The 18451-nt window shown below is 72.1% G+C and carries 14 protein-coding genes; 11 read left to right on the top strand and 3 right to left on the bottom strand.

Features of this window, described 5'->3' with window-relative positions; all coding sequences use genetic code 11:
- Positions 1-87: 87 nt before the first annotated feature.
- Complete coding sequence (locus IE177_RS26380) at positions 88-2064, top strand: ATP-dependent DNA helicase (protein WP_190017925.1); 1977 nt, start codon at positions 88-90, stop codon at positions 2062-2064.
- Positions 2065-2302: 238 nt separating this feature from the next.
- Here IE177_RS26380 and lexA read toward each other — a convergent pair whose 3' ends face one another.
- The gene (gene lexA / locus IE177_RS26375) at positions 2303-3082 is read right to left on the bottom strand and encodes a transcriptional repressor LexA (RefSeq protein WP_190017924.1); all 780 of its coding nucleotides are present in this window, start codon (positions 3080-3082) and stop codon (positions 2303-2305) included.
- Between the two features lie 566 nt (positions 3083-3648).
- Between lexA and nrdR the strand changes: the two genes are divergently transcribed.
- Positions 3649-4197, top strand: a complete 549-nt coding sequence (gene nrdR / locus IE177_RS26370) for a transcriptional regulator NrdR (protein WP_190017923.1) — start codon at positions 3649-3651, stop codon at positions 4195-4197.
- A gap of 166 nt (positions 4198-4363) precedes the next feature.
- Positions 4364-7267, top strand: a complete 2904-nt coding sequence (locus IE177_RS26365; protein ID WP_190017922.1) for a vitamin B12-dependent ribonucleotide reductase — start codon at positions 4364-4366, stop codon at positions 7265-7267.
- Between the two features lie 180 nt (positions 7268-7447).
- Here the strand turns inward: IE177_RS26365 and IE177_RS26360 are convergent, their stop codons facing one another.
- On the bottom strand, positions 7448-7981 hold the full coding sequence (locus IE177_RS26360; RefSeq protein WP_190017921.1) for a TerD family protein: 534 nt from the start codon (positions 7979-7981) through the stop codon (positions 7448-7450).
- 151 nt (positions 7982-8132) lie between these two features.
- On the opposite strand from IE177_RS26360, the gene IE177_RS26355 reads away from it, so the two are divergent.
- The 5 genes from IE177_RS26355 to IE177_RS26335 all read left to right on the top strand — a co-directional run bounded on the left by IE177_RS26355 (position 8133) and on the right by IE177_RS26335 (position 12051).
- Positions 8133-8738: a YdbC family protein gene (locus IE177_RS26355; protein ID WP_190017920.1), complete on the top strand. Its 606-nt coding sequence runs from the start codon at positions 8133-8135 to the stop codon at positions 8736-8738.
- Positions 8739-8825: 87 nt separating this feature from the next.
- Positions 8826-9485 (top strand): histidine phosphatase family protein, encoded by a 660-nt coding sequence (locus tag IE177_RS26350; protein WP_190017919.1) that lies wholly within the window; start codon positions 8826-8828, stop codon positions 9483-9485.
- A gap of 12 nt (positions 9486-9497) precedes the next feature.
- Positions 9498-10415: an ADP-ribosylglycohydrolase family protein gene (locus tag IE177_RS26345; protein WP_190017918.1), complete on the top strand. Its 918-nt coding sequence runs from the start codon at positions 9498-9500 to the stop codon at positions 10413-10415.
- Between the two features lie 230 nt (positions 10416-10645).
- Positions 10646-11347, top strand: coding sequence for a ribonuclease HII (gene rnhB / locus IE177_RS26340; RefSeq protein WP_190017917.1), 702 nt, complete (start codon positions 10646-10648; stop codon positions 11345-11347).
- Positions 11348-11415: 68 nt separating this feature from the next.
- Positions 11416-12051, top strand: a complete 636-nt coding sequence (locus IE177_RS26335) for a hypothetical protein (RefSeq protein WP_190017916.1) — start codon at positions 11416-11418, stop codon at positions 12049-12051.
- Positions 12052-12692: 641 nt separating this feature from the next.
- On the opposite strand, the gene IE177_RS26330 is transcribed toward IE177_RS26335, so the two are convergent.
- Positions 12693-13313: a hypothetical protein gene (locus IE177_RS26330; RefSeq protein ID WP_190017915.1), complete on the bottom strand. Its 621-nt coding sequence runs from the start codon at positions 13311-13313 to the stop codon at positions 12693-12695.
- Between the two features lie 323 nt (positions 13314-13636).
- Here IE177_RS26330 and IE177_RS26325 point away from each other — a divergent pair, with 323 nt between their 5' ends.
- The 3 genes from IE177_RS26325 to IE177_RS26315 all read left to right on the top strand — a co-directional run bounded on the left by IE177_RS26325 (position 13637) and on the right by IE177_RS26315 (position 18412).
- Positions 13637-15796, top strand: a complete 2160-nt coding sequence (locus IE177_RS26325; RefSeq protein ID WP_190017914.1) for a RecQ family ATP-dependent DNA helicase — start codon at positions 13637-13639, stop codon at positions 15794-15796.
- 116 nt (positions 15797-15912) lie between these two features.
- Positions 15913-17514 carry a DUF4192 domain-containing protein gene (locus IE177_RS26320; protein ID WP_190017913.1) on the top strand — a complete coding sequence of 534 codons (1602 nt, stop codon included), beginning with the start codon at positions 15913-15915 and terminating at the stop codon, positions 17512-17514.
- A gap of 139 nt (positions 17515-17653) precedes the next feature.
- Complete coding sequence (locus IE177_RS26315) at positions 17654-18412, top strand: NUDIX hydrolase (protein WP_190017912.1); 759 nt, start codon at positions 17654-17656, stop codon at positions 18410-18412.
- Positions 18413-18451: the final 39 nt, after the last annotated feature.

Raw genomic sequence — 18451 nt, 5'->3', positions numbered from 1 at the left:
CCGTTCACGGCGCGACGGCGGGATCGTGCCGCTCGCCCGCGCCGGAACCACCCCTCTGTCGGTGCCGGGCCGTAGGCTGGTCGGGCTATGACGAAGCCCTCACTCCCCGAACTCCTGCATGCCGCCGTCACCGCTGTCGGCGGCACGGAGCGCCCCGGCCAGGTGACCATGGCCGAAGCGGTCGCCGAGGCGATCGACGACGGATCCCACCTGCTGGTCCAGGCCGGCACCGGCACCGGCAAGTCGCTGGGCTACCTGGTGCCCGCGCTCGCGCACGGAGAACGGGTGATCGTCGCCACGGCCACGCTCGCACTGCAGCGCCAGCTAGTGGAGCGCGACCTGCCCCGCACGGTCGACGCCCTGCACCCGCTGCTGCGCCGGCGCCCGGAGTTCGCCATGCTCAAGGGCCGGTCGAACTACCTGTGCCTGCACCGCCTGCACGAGGGCATGCCGCAGGACGAGGAGGACGGCCTCTTCGACCAGTTCGAGGCCGCCGCCCCCACCAGCAGGCTCGGCCAGGACCTGCTGCGCATGCGCGACTGGGCGGACGAGACGGAGAGCGGCGACCGGGACGATCTCACCCCCGGCGTCTCGGACCGCGCCTGGGCGCAGGTGTCGGTTTCCTCCCGGGAGTGCCTGGGCGCGTCGAAGTGCGCGTACGGCGCCGAGTGCTTCGCGGAGATGGCCCGCGAGCGCGCCAAGCTCGCCGAGGTCGTGGTCACCAACCACGCGCTGCTGGCCATCGACGCGATCGAGGGCGCCCCGGTGCTGCCCCAGCACGAGGTGCTCATCGTGGACGAGGCGCATGAGCTCGTCTCCCGGGTCACCGGCGTGGCCACCGGTGAACTCACGCCGGGCCAGGTCAACCGCGCCGTGCGCCGGGCCGCCAAGCTGGTCAACGAGAAGGCCGCCGACCAGCTCCAGACCGCCGCGGAGGGCTTCGAGCGGCTGATGGAGCTGGCCCTGCCGGGCCGCCTGGAGGAGATCCCGGAGGACCTCGGCTACGCGTTGACGGCGCTCAGGGACGCCGCTCGCACGGTCATCTCCGCCATCGGCGCGACGCGCGACAAGTCGGTCCAGGACGAGGACGCGGTCCGCAAGCAGGCGCTGGCCTCGGTGGAGTCGGTGCACGACGTGGCGGAGCGCGTCGTGAACGGCTCGGAGTGGGACGTCGTCTGGTACGAGCGGCACGACCGCTTCGGCGCCTCGCTGCGGGTCGCTCCCATGTCGGTCTCGGGCCTGCTCAGGGAGAAGCTGTTCGCGGACCGTAGTGTCGTCCTCACCTCCGCGACCCTCAAGCTGGGCGGCGACTTCAACGGCGTCGGCGCCTCCCTGGGGCTGGGACCGGAGGGCGTCGAGGGCGAGGATCTGCCGCAGTGGAAGGGGGTCGACGTCGGTTCGCCGTTCGACTACCCCAGGCAGGGCATCCTGTACGTCGCCAAGCACCTGGCGCGCCCCGCGCGTGACGGTGACCGCGCCGACATGCTCGACGAGCTGACCGAACTGATCCAGGCGGCCGGCGGCCGCACGCTCGGACTGTTCTCCTCCATGCGGGCCGCGCAGCTGGCCGCGGAGGAGCTGCGCTCCCGGATTCCCGAGTTCCCGATCCTGCTGCAGGGCGAGGAGACCCTCGGCGAGCTCATCAAGAACTTCGCGGCCGACCCGAAGACCTGCCTGTTCGGGACCCTGTCGCTGTGGCAGGGCGTCGATGTCCCGGGGCCCAGCTGCCAGCTGGTCGTCATGGACAAGATCCCGTTCCCGCGGCCCGACGATCCGCTGATGAGCGCACGGCAGAAGGCGGTCGAGGAGGCCGGGGGCAACGGCTTCATGGCGGTGGCCGCCACGCACGCGGCCCTGCTGATGGCCCAGGGCGCCGGCCGCCTCGTCCGCGCGTCGGGCGATCGCGGCGTGGTCGCCGTCCTGGACCAGCGGCTGGCCACGGCGCGCTACGGCTCATACCTGAAGGCCTCACTGCCCGACTTCTGGTACACGACCGACCGCAACCAGGTCCGCAAGTCCCTCGCGGCGATCGACGCGGCGGCCAGGCAGACGGAAGGGAACTGACGCCGGGCTCTGACGCCGGGCTCCGTCCTGCAGGACGGAGCCCGGACGAACCGTGGACGCGTGGTGAGCGTGGCGCGGCCCGACCACGTGATCGTGGCGCGGCCCGACCGCACGGATCGGGCGGGCCTCGGTATGCCGACGCGTCGCGCCGGAGGGCACACGCAGGGCCCCGGAACCGGCGCAGGGGTTCCGGGGCCCGGTCAGGGAGCGGGCACGAGAGGCCCGTCCGCCGCGGCGGTCACACGCGGCGCAGCACGGCGACGACCTTGCCGAGGATGGTGGCGTCGTCACCGGGGATCGGTTCGTAGGCCGAGTTGTGCGGGAGGAGCCAGACGTGGCCGTCCTCGCGCTTGAAGCGCTTGACGGTGGCCTCGCCGTCCAGCATGGCGGCGACGATGTCGCCGTTCTCGGCGACCGGCTGGCGGCGGACGGTCACCCAGTCACCGTCACAGATCGCGGCCTCGATCATGGAGTCGCCGACGACCTTGAGGACGAACAGTTCGCCGTCACCGACGAGCTGGCGGGGGAGGGGGAAGACGTCCTCGACGGACTCCTCCGCGAGGATCGGGCCACCGGCGGCGATGCGGCCGACCAACGGGACGTAGGACGCCGCGGGCTTGCCGGCGGTGTCGGTGGGCTGGACCGTCACGGCCTGGTCGGAACCGCGCACCTCGTACGCGCGCGGACGGTGCGGATCGCGGCGCAGGAAGCCCTTGCGCTCCAGCGCCATCAGCTGGTGCGCGACGGAGGAGGTGCTGGAGAGGCCGACGGCCTGGCCGATCTCCCGCATGGACGGCGGGTAGCCCCGCCGCTGGACGGAGTCCCTGATGACCTCGATCACCCGGCGCTGCCGGTCGGTGAGGCCGGAGCTGTCCGCCCGGATGCCTGGAGGTCGGCCCGGCAGGGAGCGCTTGTGCCCCTCGGGATTCGTGGCTTCGTTCATCGCATGCACCGGCTCGACTCGGCCCATGGAGCGGTCCTGGGCGGTGATGGTGGCACTGTCTGCGGTGGTGGTCACGTCGGCCCCTCTCGATGGTCTCCCTGCTGGACAACGGTAGTTGCTTTCGAAAGGTTGCGCCAAACACACGTTCGAGTGAAAAAGTGCGATTCGCCTGACGTGATCGAGTGTCTGGGTGTATGGCTAAGCGGGAACCCGGCGGGCGAAAGCTCCCATTGTTGTACTCTTCACCGCCGGGCTCGGTGACCTTGTGGGTTGTGCCCTCGTCTGCCATCCGGAACCCCGTCCACCTGGACCCGGGCTCCCTACCGCCCCCGGAGTCCCGCGCGGTCTCCGTGCGGCGCCCACCGTATCTCCGTAACCCCGGGATCGCCGCGTTCCCGCTTCCGCGTGTTCGGAAATCCGCGCGGCGGGTATCCGGGGCGTGCCCTGCGGCACCGACACGCGTGACCGCCTCGGTGTATGAGCCAATCCCTACATCTAGTGGTTGGATGCTTACCGCGGCCCACAAGTTGTGGTCCCCCGGGTCTGCGACCGCTTCGCGATCGCCTATGCTTAGGGCTGCTTCGAGGGGCTCGTGTGGCCCGGCGAGGCTGTTGAGTCTGCTGTGAGGAGGGTTGGAGATCATGCACTGCCCCTTCTGCAGGCACCCCGACAGCCGTGTGGTCGACAGTCGTACGACCGACGACGGCACGTCGATCCGCAGGCGCCGCCAGTGCCCCGACTGCTCCCGTCGTTTCACGACCGTGGAGACGTGCTCGCTCATGGTGGTGAAGCGGTCCGGGGTCACCGAGCCTTTCAGCCGTACCAAGGTCATCAACGGCGTGCGCAAGGCCTGCCAGGGACGGCCTGTCACGGAGGACGCGCTCGCCCAGCTCGGCCAGCGGGTCGAGGAGGCGGTGCGGGCCACCGGGAGCGCCGAGCTGACCACCCATGACGTGGGCCTGGCCATACTCGGCCCGTTGCAGGAGCTCGACCTCGTCGCCTTTCTGCGGTTCGCCTCCGTCTACCGGGCGTTCGACTCGCTGGAGGACTTCGAGGCCGCCATCGCGGAGCTGAGGCAGGCGCGAGGCCCCGCCGCGGACGACGAGGACGCGCGAGCGGGGAGCCAGGAGGACCAACGCGGGCCCGGCGGGACCATCGAGGTCCCCGTGCCCGCCCACGCCGCCGACTGACCGGCGCGCCGGAACCCCGGACGGACGCCCGGGGACCGGCCGGGAGGCGGCGACCGAAGACCTGTCGCGGGCGGCAGCTGAGGGAGCCCGCGACACAAGACAGAACACCGTGCCACGGGAACAGACGGGGCACTTCAGGGCGTTTTCGCCCGTACAGGGAGGCGGCATGACAGAGACGGCGAGCGGTCCGGCACGAGGTTCCCGAGCCAAGGGAGCCAAGGCGGGTAACAAGGGACTGCACATCGAGCGCATCCACACCACCCCCGGCGTGCACCCGTACGACGAGGTGGCCTGGGAGCGCCGTGACGTCGTCATGACCAACTGGCGCGACGGCTCGGTCAACTTCGAGCAGCGTGGCGTCGAGTTCCCCGACTTCTGGTCGGTGAACGCGGTCAACATCGTCACCAGCAAGTACTTCCGGGGCGCCGTCGGCACCCCGCAGCGCGAGGTCAGCCTCAAGCAGCTGATCGACCGCATCGTGAAGACGTACCGGAAGGCCGGCGAGGACCACAAGTACTTCGCCTCGCCCGCCGACGCCGAGATCTTCGAGCACGAGCTGGCCTACGCCCTCCTGCACCAGATCTTCAGCTTCAACAGCCCCGTCTGGTTCAACGTCGGCACCCCGCAGCCCCAGCAGGTCTCCGCCTGCTTCATCCTGTCCGTCGACGACTCCATGGAGTCGATCCTCGACTGGTACAAGGAAGAGGGCATGATCTTCAAGGGCGGCTCCGGCGCCGGCCTGAACCTCTCGCGCATCCGCTCCTCCAAGGAGCTGCTCTCCTCCGGCGGCAACGCCTCCGGTCCCGTCTCCTTCATGCGCGGCGCCGACGCCTCCGCCGGCACCATCAAGTCCGGCGGCGCCACCCGCCGCGCCGCCAAGATGGTCGTGCTCGACGTCGACCACCCCGACATCGAGGACTTCATCCAGACGAAGGTCAGCGAGGAGGAGAAGATCCGCGTCCTGCGCGACGCGGGCTTCGACATGGACCTGGGCGGCGACGACATCACGTCCGTCCAGTACCAGAACGCCAACAACTCGGTCCGCGTGAACGACGAGTTCATGACCGCCGTCGAGGCGGGCGGCAAGTTCGGGCTGCGCGCCCGCATGACCGGCGAGGTCATCGAGGAGGTCGACGCCAAGGCGCTCTTCCGCAAGATCGCCGAGGCCGCGTGGGCCTGCGCCGACCCGGGCATCCAGTACGACGACACCATCAACAACTGGCACACCTGCCCCGAGTCCGGCCGCATCACCGCGTCGAACCCGTGCAGCGAGTACATGCACCTGGACAACACGTCCTGCAACCTGGCCTCGCTGAACCTGATGAAGTTCCTGAAGGACGACGGCAAGGGCAGCCAGTCCTTCGAGGCCGAGCGCTTCCAGAAGGTCGTCGAGCTGGTCATCACCGCGATGGACATCTCGATCTGCTTCGCGGACTTCCCGACCCAGAAGATCGGCGAGAACACGCGCGCCTTCCGCCAGCTCGGCATCGGCTACGCCAACCTCGGCGCCCTGCTGATGGCCACGGGCCACGCGTACGACTCCGAGGGCGGCCGCGCCCTGGCCGGCGCCATCACCTCGCTGATGACCGGCACGGCCTACCGCCGCTCCGCGGAGCTGGCCGCGGTCGTCGGCCCCTACGACGGCTACGCCCGCAACGCCGGCGCCCACAACCGCGTCATGAAGCAGCACGCCGACGCCAACGGCACGGCCGTGCGCATGGACGACCTGGACACCCCGGTGTGGGCCGCCGCCACGGAGGCCTGGCAGGACGTGCTGCGCCTCGGCGAGAAGAACGGCTTCCGCAACTCCCAGGCGTCCGTCCTCGCCCCGACCGGCACCATCGGCCTGGCGATGTCCTGCGACACCACCGGTGTCGAGCCCGACCTCGCGCTGGTGAAGTTCAAGAAGCTGGTCGGCGGCGGCTCGATGCAGATCGTGAACGGCACCGTCCCGCAGGCCCTGCGCCGCCTGGGTTACCAGGAGGAGCAGATCGAGGCGATCGTCGCCCACATCGCCGAGCACGGCAATGTGATCGACGCCCCGGGCCTGAAGCCCGAGCACTACGAGGTGTTCGACTGCGCCATGGGCGAGCGGGCCATCTCCCCGATGGGCCACGTCCGCATGATGGCCGCGATCCAGCCCTGGATCTCCGGCGCCATCTCCAAGACGGTCAACATGCCGGAGACGGCGACCGTCGAGGAGGTCGAGGAGATCTACTACGAGGCGTGGAAGCTGGGCGTCAAGGCGCTCGCGATCTACCGCGACAACTGCAAGGTCGGCCAGCCGCTCTCCGCCAAGAAGAAGGAGGAGGAGAAGGCCGAGATCACCGAGAAGGCCGAGGAGACGATCCGTACCGCGGTCGAGAAGGTGGTCGAGTACCGCCCGGTCCGCAAGCGCCTCCCGAAGGGCCGTCCCGGCATCACCACGTCCTTCACGGTCGGCGGCGCCGAGGGCTACATGACCGCCAACTCCTACCCCGACGACGGTCTCGGCGAGGTCTTCCTGAAGATGTCCAAGCAGGGCTCGACCCTCGCGGGCATGATGGACGCGTTCTCCATCGCGGTCTCCGTCGGCCTCCAGTACGGCGTGCCGCTGGAGACGTACGTCTCGAAGTTCACCAACATGCGCTTCGAGCCGGCCGGCATGACGGACGACCCGGACGTGCGGATGGCGCAGTCGATCGTCGACTACATCTTCCGCCGCCTGGCGCTGGACTTCCTGCCCTTCGAGACGCGCTCCGCGCTCGGCATCCACTCCGCCGAGGAGCGTCAGCGCCACCTGGAGACCGGCTCCTACGAGCAGTCCCTCGACGACGACGAGGTCGACGTCGAGGGACTGGCCCAGTCGGCGCCGCGCGCCCAGGAACTGAAGGCGGTCGCCGCTCCGAAGGCCGAGGCCGAGGCGGCCAAGCCCGTCCCCAAGCAGGCGCACACCAGCGCCGAGCTGGTGGAGATGCAGCTGGGCATCCAGGCCGACGCCCCGCTGTGCTTCTCCTGCGGTACGAAGATGCAGCGGGCCGGTTCCTGCTACATCTGCGAGGGCTGCGGCTCCACCAGCGGCTGCAGCTGATGACACGCCGTAACTGAGACAAGGGGCGCCGGCCTGTGCCGGCGCCCCTTGCCGTATCTGTCGACGAACCGCCCTGAGCAGGCGCGACACGGACGAGCCGCCGCGCCCACCCGCCGCCGGGCCGTCGAGGAGGAGCCGGCCCGCACGCTCACGATCGCGGCCCGCTACACCGGCTGACCTTCAGGACAGGCGCCTGCTGCCCATGACCCGGGGAAAGGACGCCGGGTCCTCGTCGAAGCCGTGGACCCCGGCATGGAACGTCCACCCGCCGGAGTCGTCCCGGTGGAACTCGCCGATCGTGGCCGCCGTGGCCTCGGCGACCTCGGTGAAGTCGTCCTCGGCGAGCACGGTGTAGCCCTCCCGGATCCGCATGCCCGGATTGAGCACGTTGGCGAAGTCCTGACGCCCGGTTCCCTGCTGGATGACCACACCGACCACCACGCGCGCGTACCGGCCGTCGAGCCGGTCCAGCTCCAGCGTCATGACCTCGTCCCAGCCGAAGCCCTTGCCGTCCTTGCTGTCCCGGTTGAGGAAGATCGTGCCGTCCGGGGAGCGGCTGTCGAAGTGCACCAGGTAGGCCGGAGCACCGTACGGGTCGCCGGACTCGAACGGCGCGGCGACGATGTCCAGATCCGTGGGCGGTCGGCCCGCCGGACTGGGGTCCCACTTGAGCGCGACCTCGACCTTGCGGATTCCCTTGCTGAAGCCAGCCACCGGGCCTCGCCACCCCCTTGAAGATCACTGTCTGCCAACTGCCCCCTGTACAGGGCCGCTTGTTCATCGTGCCATGAGCGAGGGGGCGCGTGCGCGGGCGATCCGCTCCGAGCGTGACCGGCGCCACGCCCGCTGGCCTTACGATGGCGCGGTGCTGGTCAAGTGGATTCGCTGCACCGTGGTGGACCGCCGGGGATTCGAGCGGGGACAGCGGAAATGGGCGGGGCTTCTGGGGGAGCCGGGGTTTCGGGGACAGGGCGGAGGCTGGAGCCGGCAGCGGCAGGGAGTGGCGCACATCTTCGCCTTCTGGGAGAGCCGTGCCTTCTACGACTCCTTCATGGCCCGCTCCCACGACCGCCTGGCCGCCGCCCAGTCCGGCACGTTCAACGACGGCCAGGCCAGACTCTTCGAGTACCGCTTCGACGTGAAGACGGGCTTCGAGCCGCGGTTCACCGACGCCGACCTGATCCGGGTGGCCCGGTGCCGGGTGCACGAGGAACGCGTGGAGCACTTCACGCTCATGCAGGAGAAGGTCTGGAACCCCGCGATGGCCGGTTCACCGGGGATGATCCGCGGCATGTTCGCCGAGGCGCCCGAGCAGGAGTTCCTCATCCTGTCGATGTGGCGGTCGGCGGCCGAGCACGGCAAGTACCGCACCGAGCGGGTGGAACGCCTCGCCCTGCGCGCCCAGACGGAAGCGGACGTCGCGGCCCTCTCGGGGGACATCGTGGACCTGGAGCCGACCTGGACGGTGTGAGTCCGGCGGACGGGTTTTTCTGTGATCTACGCCGTATGGGGCCCCTACGTGTGCTCGGCGGCCGCTCGCTCGATCTAGGGTTTCGGCATGGCACGACCACGGCGCATCGTCCTTGTCCGGCATGGGGAGTCGACCGGGAACATCGACGACTCCGTGTACGAACGCGAACCCGACCACGCCCTCGCGCTGACCGAGCGCGGCCGGCGGCAGGCGGAGGAGACCGGCAGGACACTCCGGGAGGTGTTCGGACGGGAGCGCGTGAGCGTGTACGTCTCCCCGTACCGCCGCACGCACGAGACGCTCGACGCCTTCCGGCTCGACCCCGGTCTCATACGGGTGCGCGAGGAGCCCCGGCTGCGCGAGCAGGACTGGGGCAACTGGCAGGACCGCGACGACGTGCGCCTGCAGAAGGCGTACCGCGACGCCTACGGCCACTTCTTCTTCCGGTTCCCGCAGGGCGAGTCCGGCGCCGACGTGTACGACCGGGTCGGCGGCTTCCTGGAGAGCCTCTTCCGCAGCTTCGAGGCGCCGGACCATCCGCCGAACGTGCTGCTGGTGACACACGGCCTCGCGATGCGGCTGTTCTGCATGCGCTGGTTCCACTGGACGGTCGCGGAATTCGAGTCCCTGTCCAACCCCGGGAACGCCGAGATGCGGATGCTCGTCCTGGGGGAGAACGGCAAGTACACACTCGACCGGCCCTTCGACCGCTGGCGGGAACCGGTGCCGTACTGGGTCACCGGATAGAGTGGCTGCGCGATGACCGCTGACTCCTCCGCCCCCGCATCCTCCCCCGGACGCCTGGAGCGCGCCCTGGCCAGCCTGCGTGGACTGGCCGTGGGGGACGCCCTGGGCTCCCAGTACTTCGTCCCGGCGAACTACCCCCTGCTGAAGCGACGCGAGGTGCCCGCGGGCACCTGGCAGTGGACGGACGACACCGAGATGGCCTGCTCCGTCGTCGCCGTGCTCGCCGCGCACCGGCGCGTCGACCAGGACGCGCTGGCCCGCTCCTTCGCCGAGCACCACGACTTCGACCGGGGGTACGGTCCCGCGGTCAACCGTCTGCTGCGGCTCGTCCGGGAGGGCGGGGACTGGCGCGAGCTGGCCGCCGGGCTCTTCAACGGACAGGGGTCCTGGGGGAACGGCGCGGCGATGCGGATCGCCCCCCTGGGCGCCTGGTACGCGGACGACCCGGAGCAGGCGACCCACCAAGCCGAGATCTCGGCCTACCCGACGCACCAGCACCGGGAGGCCGTGGTCGGGGCCATGGCCGTCGCCGCGGCCGCAGCGCTGGCCGGCTCGCCGGACGGACCGCCCGGCCCCGAGGCCCTCCTCGACGGTGTCATCGCCCTGGTGCCGAAGAGCGCGGTCGGCCAGGGCCTGCGCCGTGCCCGGGACATGCTCGACTACGGCGACGCGGCCACCGTCGCGGCCGTGCTGGGGTGCGGGCGGCGTACGACCGCCCACGACACCGTCCCCTTCGCCCTCTGGTCCGCCGCGCGCAGCCTCGGCGACTTCGGGATGGCGTTCTGGACGACCGCCCAGGCGGGCGGGGACGTGGACACGACCTGCGCGATCATGGGCGGGGTGCTCGGCGCCGGCAGGGCGGGGGCGCCGCCCGTGGACTGGGTGGCGCGCACGGAGGCACTGCCGGACTGGGTGCCCACCGAACTCTGACCGGTGCTGTGCGCGAGGCTTCCCGATGCTTCACGAATGCGACCGTGAGCAATCGGAACGTCGCGCTCCGGGCCTCTCGGGGCGAGCCGGACGCGTGTCCGAAAGCTGCCCGTGCCCCAGGCCCGCGGCGCCCTCCCGGCCATGCCGCCGCCCCGGTCGGAGGTGTGCGTGAGCGAAGGGGGTGGCCGGGGTGTCGCGCGACGATCCAGGCGGCGTACGCTAAGGGCGCCATGCCGTACGAACCGCCTACCCACACCGTCGAGCGCTCACTGCGCGCCACGACCGGAGCCAGGGTCATCGCCGGTGTGGACGAGGTGGGGCGCGGCGCCTGGGCCGGGCCCGTCACCGTCTGCGCGGCGGTCACCGGACTCCGCCGTCCGCCCGAGGGCCTGACCGACTCCAAGTTGCTGACCGTCAGGCGGCGTACGGAACTGGCCGAGATCCTCCGTACATGGGTGACGTCCTACGCCCTGGGGCACGCTTCGCCCGAGGAGATCGACGACCTGGGGATGACGGCCGCGCTGCGGCTCGCCGCCGGCCGCGCCCTGGACGCCCTGCCGGTCCGTCCCGAGGTCGTCATCCTCGACGGGAAGCATGACTATCTCGGCGCCCCTTGGCGGGTGCGCACGGTGATCAAGGGCGACCGTTCCTGCGTGGCCGTCGCGGCGGCTTCGGTGATCGCCAAGGTGCAGCGCGACAATATGATGGCCGAACTGGGTATCGACCATGCAGACTTCGGATTCGCGGACAACGCCGGGTATCCGTCACCCGTGCACAAGGCCGCACTGGCGGAGCGGGGCCCCACCCCGTACCACCGCCTGTCGTGGGCGTATCTTGATTCGCTGCCCCAGTGGCGGCACCTCAAGAAGGTCCGCAGCTGGGCGGACGGAAGCGTTCCGGAGATCGAGGGTCAGCTCGGCTTCGATTTCTGACGGTTCCGATCGCACTGATGTGCCACCCGGTCATCCGTACCGCATCAATGTTTGATAAAAATCAGCTCATGCCTCTCATACCCGAGGAGCCTCAGATTCACGAGAGTGCCCAGGGTCCCCGCGCCACCCCGGCGGCCAGCGGCCGCACCGCGCCGACCCCTCGCCCCGTACCCGGCCCCCGTCCCGCGGCTCCGCCCCGCCCCGGTCGTCCCGGCCCCGTGCGGCCGGCGCCGCCGGTGCAGCGCACGCCGCGCGACGTGGTTCCGGCCAAGCCAGGCCCGTCCGGCCCGGCCGCTCCCGCCGCGACCGCGGCCAGTCCTCAGGTCCAGCTGATCCCGGCCACGGCCGAGGGCGCGCTCGACGCCGCCGACGAGGCGGTGGACCTGCTCCTGGACTCCGGCCGTGTCCCCGGCGACGTGCTCGTGCTCACCACCGGTGCCCAGCACCCGTGGGCCGAGCACGAGTTGAGCTTCGGCGAAGCCTCCTACTGGGCGCAGCAAGACGCCCGTGACGACGTCTTCTACGCGGACGCCTCCGTCGCCGCGCGGGCGGCGTCCCGTCCCGTGGTCGTCGTGGCCGTCAACGGGGGCGACGCCTCCGCCGCTGCCTCCGTCCTTCCGCTGGCCCACACCCGGGCCGGTGCGCTGCTGATCGTCTGCGGCGACCCGCAGCAGATCAACGCGGTGCTGGGCGCCGTCGTCTGAACCGCGCCCGGCGCCTGGGGCGCCGGGGTGACGCAGGAGCCGGCACGGTGCGGCTTCGGGCATGCCCGAACGCCAACGGCCGCCCCCACCCGAGGGGCGGCCACCCCGAACCCCGAAAACCCGCTCAGCCCCCCGGGGGGCGCGGAAACCTGCGAGCTCAGCCCCTCCCAGGGGCGCGGGGAACTGCGCGCTCAGCCACTCCGAAGCCCGCGGCGACGAACGCACCGAACCACCCCCAACCGAACCACCCCCAGGGGCGCGGAAACCTGCGAGCTCAGCCCCTCCCAGGGGCGCGGGGAACTGCGCGCTCGACCACCCCGAAGCCCGCGGCGACGAACGCACCGAACCACCCCCACCCGAACCACCCCCAGGGGCGCGGAAACCTGCGAGCTCAGCCCCTCCTTAGGGGCGCGGGGAACTGCGCGCTCGACCACTCCGAAGCCCGCGGCGACGAACGCACCGAACCACCCCCAACCGAACCACCCCCAGGGGCGCGGAAACCTGCGAGCTCAGCCCCTCCCAGGGGCGCGGGGAACTGCGCGCTCAGCCACTCCGAAGCCCGCGGCGACGAACGCACCGAACCACCCCCAGGGGCGCGGGGAACTGCGCAACCAGCCACCCCAGCCACCGCACCGCCCCGTTCAGCGAGCCGCCGCCCGCCGCAGAACCTCCGACACCGGCCCCCCGGTGCGCGGCGGAAGCGGCGGAGCCTCCGCCGTGACAAGAGGCTCCGGCGAGGAGTGCGCGCTGGGCCGGCGTCCGCCGCGTCCCTCACCGAGCACCTGCCAGCCCTCGTGCGTCAGCGTGATGTACGCCCCGCACCGCAGCCCGTGCAGCGTGCAGGCGTCACGCAGCCCCCACATCCAGGCGCCGTCCTCCTCCGTCCAACGCGCGTCGCCCTCACGGCAGTAGAGCAGGACGGCCGTACGCACGGGCGTACGCCGGCGCAGGTCGTGCGGAATCACCCGGCGCAGCTGCGACAGGAGCGCGTTGCGGAACATCCACCCGTCGGCAGGCGCGGCACGCCGCGTGAACGAGGCGCTGGCACACAGCCGCTCGTCCGGATCGAGGACGGCCACGACCACCGTGGACGGCTGCGGATGATGACGGGCGTGCAGCCCGCTGACGACCTCACGGGGGTTGCGCAGCAGGGGGATTCCGGCGGCGGCCCACTCCGCCGGCTCGAGCAGACGACTGGCGGAGGCGGCGGATGTGGACGTCGACAACGAGGCCGCCGAGGACGAGGCGAATCCGAAGGTCACGTTCCTCCCTTCGGCTACGCGCCCACACTGCGGGCGAGGTCGGGTTCGGGGGAGCGCGCACCGCAGCGAAGCCCTACCGGATCACGGACCGTGCGGGGAGCGGATCTCAATTGTTCCTGTCGAACTGGGTTGCGGCAACGAGCAATTGGTCCCACCGCCGGTTATCTGGCGGTGCGGGGTTTATATCCCTACCCACAGGGGTGGCCGCTGACGCCTGCGGCCGCCCGATCACGTCACGCCGGCGACCACGCACGGTCACGGGAAGCATGCCGTCACCGTGAGTGAGGTGGCTGATTGTCGGCGCCATCGGGTTGCATGGAGGCATGGACGACATGGAGCTGCGCGCCGAAGCCGACGCCATCCTCGCCGAGCTGGTGGGCGACCCCGGGGGCCGCGCGCGGCTGCGGGAGGACCAGTGGCAGGCGGTGGCGGCGCTCGTGCGCGACCGCAGGCGCGCCCTCGTGGTGCAGCGCACCGGGTGGGGCAAGTCGGCGGTGTACTTCGTCGCCACCGCGCTGCTGCGCCGCCGTGGCTCGGGACCCACCGTGATCGTCTCGCCGTTGCTGGCGCTGATGCGCAACCAGGTCGAGGCGGCGGCGCGGGCGGGCATCCGGGCGCGCACCATCAACTCGGCCAACCCCGAGGAGTGGGACACCATCCACGAGGAGGTCGAACGCGGCGAGACCGACGTTCTCCTCGTGAGCCCGGAACGGCTCAACGCCGTCGACTTCCGTGAGCACGTGCTTCCCAAACTCGCGGCCACGACCGGCCTGCTGGTGGTCGACGAGGCGCACTGCATCTCCGACTGGGGCCACGACTTCCGCCCCGACTACCGCCGCCTGCGGGCGATGCTGGCCGAGCTCGCCCCCGGAGTGCCGGTGCTCGCCACCACCGCGACCGCCAACGCGCGGGTCACCGCGGACGTGGCCGAACAGCTGGGCACCGGCGCGGGCGAGGCCCTGGTGCTGCGCGGCCCGCTGGAGCGGGAGAGCCTGCGGCTGGGCGTGGTCCGGCTGCCGGACGCCCCACGCCGGCTGGCCTGGCTCGCCGAGCACCTCGACGAGCTGCCGGGCTCCGGAATCGTCTACGCCCTGACGGTCGCCGCCGCCGAGGAGGCCACCGCCTTCCTGCGGCAGCGCGGCTTCCGGGTGGCCTCCTACACCGGACGCACCGAGAACGCCGACCGGCTGCAGGCCGAGACCGACCTGCTGGAGAACCGGGTCAAGGCGCTGGTCGCGACCTCGGCGCTGGGCATGGGCTTCGACAAGCCGGACCTCGGGTTCGTGGTCCACCTCGGCTCGCCGTCCTCGCCGATCGCCTACTACCAGCAGGTGGGGCGTGCGGGCCGCGGCGTCGAACACGCCGACGTCCTGCTGCTGCCCGGCAAGGAGGACGAGGCGATCTGGCGCTACTTCGCGGAGACGGCCTTCCCGCCCGAGGCCCAGGTGCGCCAGACCCTCGCGGCCCTCGCGGATGCCGGACGGCCGCTGTCGGCGCCGGCCCTGGAGGCCCTGGTCGACCTCAGGCGCACCCGGCTGGAGACCATGCTCAAGGTGCTCGACGTGGACGGCGCGGTCAAGCGGGTCAAGGGCGGCTGGATCTCCACCGGCGAGCAGTGGGTCTACGACGCCGAGCGCTATGCCCGCGTGGCGCGGCAACGCGCCGCCGAGCAGCAGGCCATGCGGGACTACGTGGGGACGGACCGGTGCCGGATGGAGTTCCTGCGCCGCCAGCTGGACGACGATGACGCGGTCCCGTGCGGCCGTTGCGACAACTGCGCCGGTCCCTGGGCGGATGCCTCCGTCTCGGAGCAGACGCTGACCGCGGCGGTCAGGGAGCTGGACCGGCCGGGGGTGGAGATCGAGCCCCGCCGGATGTGGCCGACGGGCATGCCGGCCCTGGGCATCGACCTCAAGGGGCGCATCCCGGCCGGTGAGCAGTGTGCCACCGGGCGGGCCCTCGGGCGGCTGTCGGACATCGGCTGGGGCAACCGGCTGCGCCCGCTGCTCGCCGAGAACGCGCCCGACGGTCCGGTCCCCGACGATGTGCTGCGGGCGGCGGTGGCCGTCCTCGCCGACTGGGCACGCTCGCCGGGCGGCTGGGCGGCGGCCGGCCCGGACACCCCGGCCCGACCGGTGGGCGTCGTCGCCGTGCCCTCGTCGACCCGCCCCGAACTGGTGGGTTCGCTCGCGCAGGGGATCGCGGCCGTCGGCCGCCTGCCCTTCCTGGGCAGTCTGACGTACACCGCGCCGGGCGGGCCGCACACGACCCGCCGCAGCAACTCCGCCCAGCGGCTGAGGGCGCTGTCCGGTGCCCTCACCGTCTCCGGCGAACTGGCCGGCGCGCTGGCGGCCGATCCCGGCCCGGTCCTGCTGGTGGACGACTGCACCGACTCCGGCTGGACCCTCGCCGTCGCCGCCCGCCTGCTGCGCCGGGCGGGCAGCACACAGGTGCTGCCCCTGGTACTGGCCGCGGCGGGCTGAGCCGCCCGGCCCGCTGGGACGGCCCGTCGACGTCGCACCCTTTGTGTTGTCGTGTCCCTGATGCGACTTATCCACAGGCTCAACCGCAATCGCCGGATTCGCGAGATCGTCGGTGCATGACGAACCACAGCGAAACGACCGGACCCTTCGAAGGCGGCGGCATCCCGGGGGAGGAGCCGCCGGCGGCCGGAGCGCGCCCCCAGGAGACGCAGGTCACCCTGCGCACCGCGGCCGAGCTGGCCGACGCCCTGCCCTATCTGCTCGGCTACCGCCCGGAGGACAGCATGGTGCTGGTCGCACTCCACGACCGCGAGGGGCAGGGCAGGTTCGGCGGCCGGGCCCGGCTCGGCATCCCGGCGAGCGAGGAGGACTGGGAGGCGGCCGCACGGCAACTGGCCCGCGGGCTCGTGACCGGCAGCGAGCGGCGCGGCGCCCGGCCCGAACAGATGGTGGCCTACGTCTGCCAGGAGCCGGCGCCCGGGGAGTCCGGCCGGGACGTCAAGCGGCGACTCGAAGGGCTGGCCCACCGGCTCCGCGTCGCCTGCGGCGACCTCGACGTGCCCGTCATCGAGGCCCTGTGCGTCTCCGGCGGCCGTTTCTGGAGCTACTGCTGCCCTGTCGAGGCCTGCTGCCCCGACGAGGGCACACCGATGGGCGTTCCCGGCACCTCCGTGCTGGCCGCCGCGGCCACCTATGCCGGAATCCAGGTCCGCGGGACGCTCAAGGAGCTGCGCGCGAGGCTGCGGCCCTGGGAGACGACCGCGGCAGCGGAGCAGGAGACCGCGCTCGACGAGGCCGGCATGGCCCTGGTCCCCCGCCTCGTGGACGGGTCGGCCCGGGTGGAGGTCGCGGAGGAGACCCTCGACCTCGCCGAGCGGATCATCCGGCGCTTCGCCGCCGCCGCGCCCGTGTCCGGCACCCACCCGGCGGACCTGCGTGACGACGACCTCCTCGGCCACCACGAGGCGGCGACGCTCATCCTCGGACTCCAGGACCGCACCACCCGCGACCGGGCGGCCGCGTGGATGGAGGGAGAGGAAGCCGCCCCGGCACTGCGGCTCTGGCGAGCCCTGGCCCGCCGCTGCGTCGGACCCTACGGCGAGCACGCCGCCGCCCCGCTGACCCTGGCCGGCTGGGTCGCCTGGTCCACGGGCGACGATCTGGAAGCCCGTGAGGCGCTGGCCATGGCGCTGGCGGCGGACCCCGACTACCTCTTCGCCAGGCTGCTGCACCAGGCCTGCAACGAGGGCCTCGACCCGGAGTCGGTCCGCCGCTGCCTGCGCACGGAAGGCTCAGGACGGACCCGGGCCGAGAGCGCCACGCCCGCGGGTCCGGCGACGGAGCCGGACACGGCCGGGGCGGGCGGTCCGGCGGCCGCCGGACCCGGGCCGGCTCCTGACGGGGTGGACGGTCCGGGCGTCGCGGTGTCCGTACCGGGTGTGCGCGGGGCCGTCGCCCGGGGCGCGGTCCCCGCCCCGGGGGCCGGTGTGCGCCGACGGCGTCGCGTGCGGTTCGTGGAGGGCGGCGACGGGTCTCGCGCGGTCCGGCGGGCAGCGGACGGGTGGCGGCGACCGGCCGGCTCGCATCCCCGGCCCCCGGCCGCCGAACCCTCCCGCCCCGGCGGCCGGGGCGCGAGCCGTCCGCGCACCCGCACCGCGGGCAGGACCGGCGGCGCCCCGGATGCCGGCGGGCACCACGGAGGAGAGGGGGGCGCATGACCAGCACAGCGGCCACGGGCGCGACCGCGAGGACGAACGGGAGCCTGCGCCGACCCGCATACCGGAAGGAAGCGGAACCACCGGTGAAGCGGCCGGTGAAGGGAGTGTTTATCGTCAGGAAGACGACTATGATCGCGGCATGCCCTACGACCCGTCAGCCTTTCCGCCCTTCGCCGTGACCGTGGACCTGGTCGTGCTGACCGTGCGCCGCCATGCCCTGTGCGCGCTCGCGGTACGCAGGGGCGAGCCTCCCTTCCAGGGGCGCTGGGCGCTGCCCGGCGGTTTCGTACGGGCCGACGAGGACCTGACCCAGGCGGCGGCGCGCGAGCTGGCGGAGGAGACCGGGCTGTGCGCACACGATCCCTCGGCCCCGGCCCAGGACAACGGAGCCCATCTGGAGCAGCTCGCCACCTACGGCGACCCCGAGCGTGACCCGCGCATGCGCGTGGTCAGCGTCGCGCACCTCGCGCTCGCGCCCGACCTGCCCGCACCGCGTGCCGGTGGCGATGCCAGCAACGCACGCTGGGCGCCGGTCGGCGAACTGCTCCAGCAGGGGGGCTACGGCCGGGACGAGGAGCCCGTGGCGCCGCTCGCGTTCGACCATGCCCGGATCCTCGCCGACGGAGTGGAGCGGGCCCGGTCCAAGATCGAGTACTCGTCGCTGGCCACCGCGTTCTGCCCGCCCGAGTTCACCGTGGGAGAGCTGCGCCGGGTGTACGAGGCGGTGTGGGGCGTGGCCCTCGATCCGCGCAACTTCCACCGCAAGGTCACCGGAACCCCTGGGTTCCTGGTCCCGACGGGGGGTACGACCACCCGCCAGGGCGGCAGGCCGGCCCAGCTCTTCCGGGCCGGTGGCGCCACCCTGCTCAATCCGCCGATGCTGCGGCCCGAGGTCTGACCCGCACGGCGACGGGCCACCGGGCGGCGGACCGGGTGC

It is taken from the genome of Streptomyces lucensis JCM 4490 (genome assembly GCF_014650035.1).
Classification (GTDB): domain Bacteria; phylum Actinomycetota; class Actinomycetes; order Streptomycetales; family Streptomycetaceae; genus Streptomyces; species Streptomyces lucensis.
This window is presented reverse-complemented; position numbering and strand designations above follow the sequence as displayed.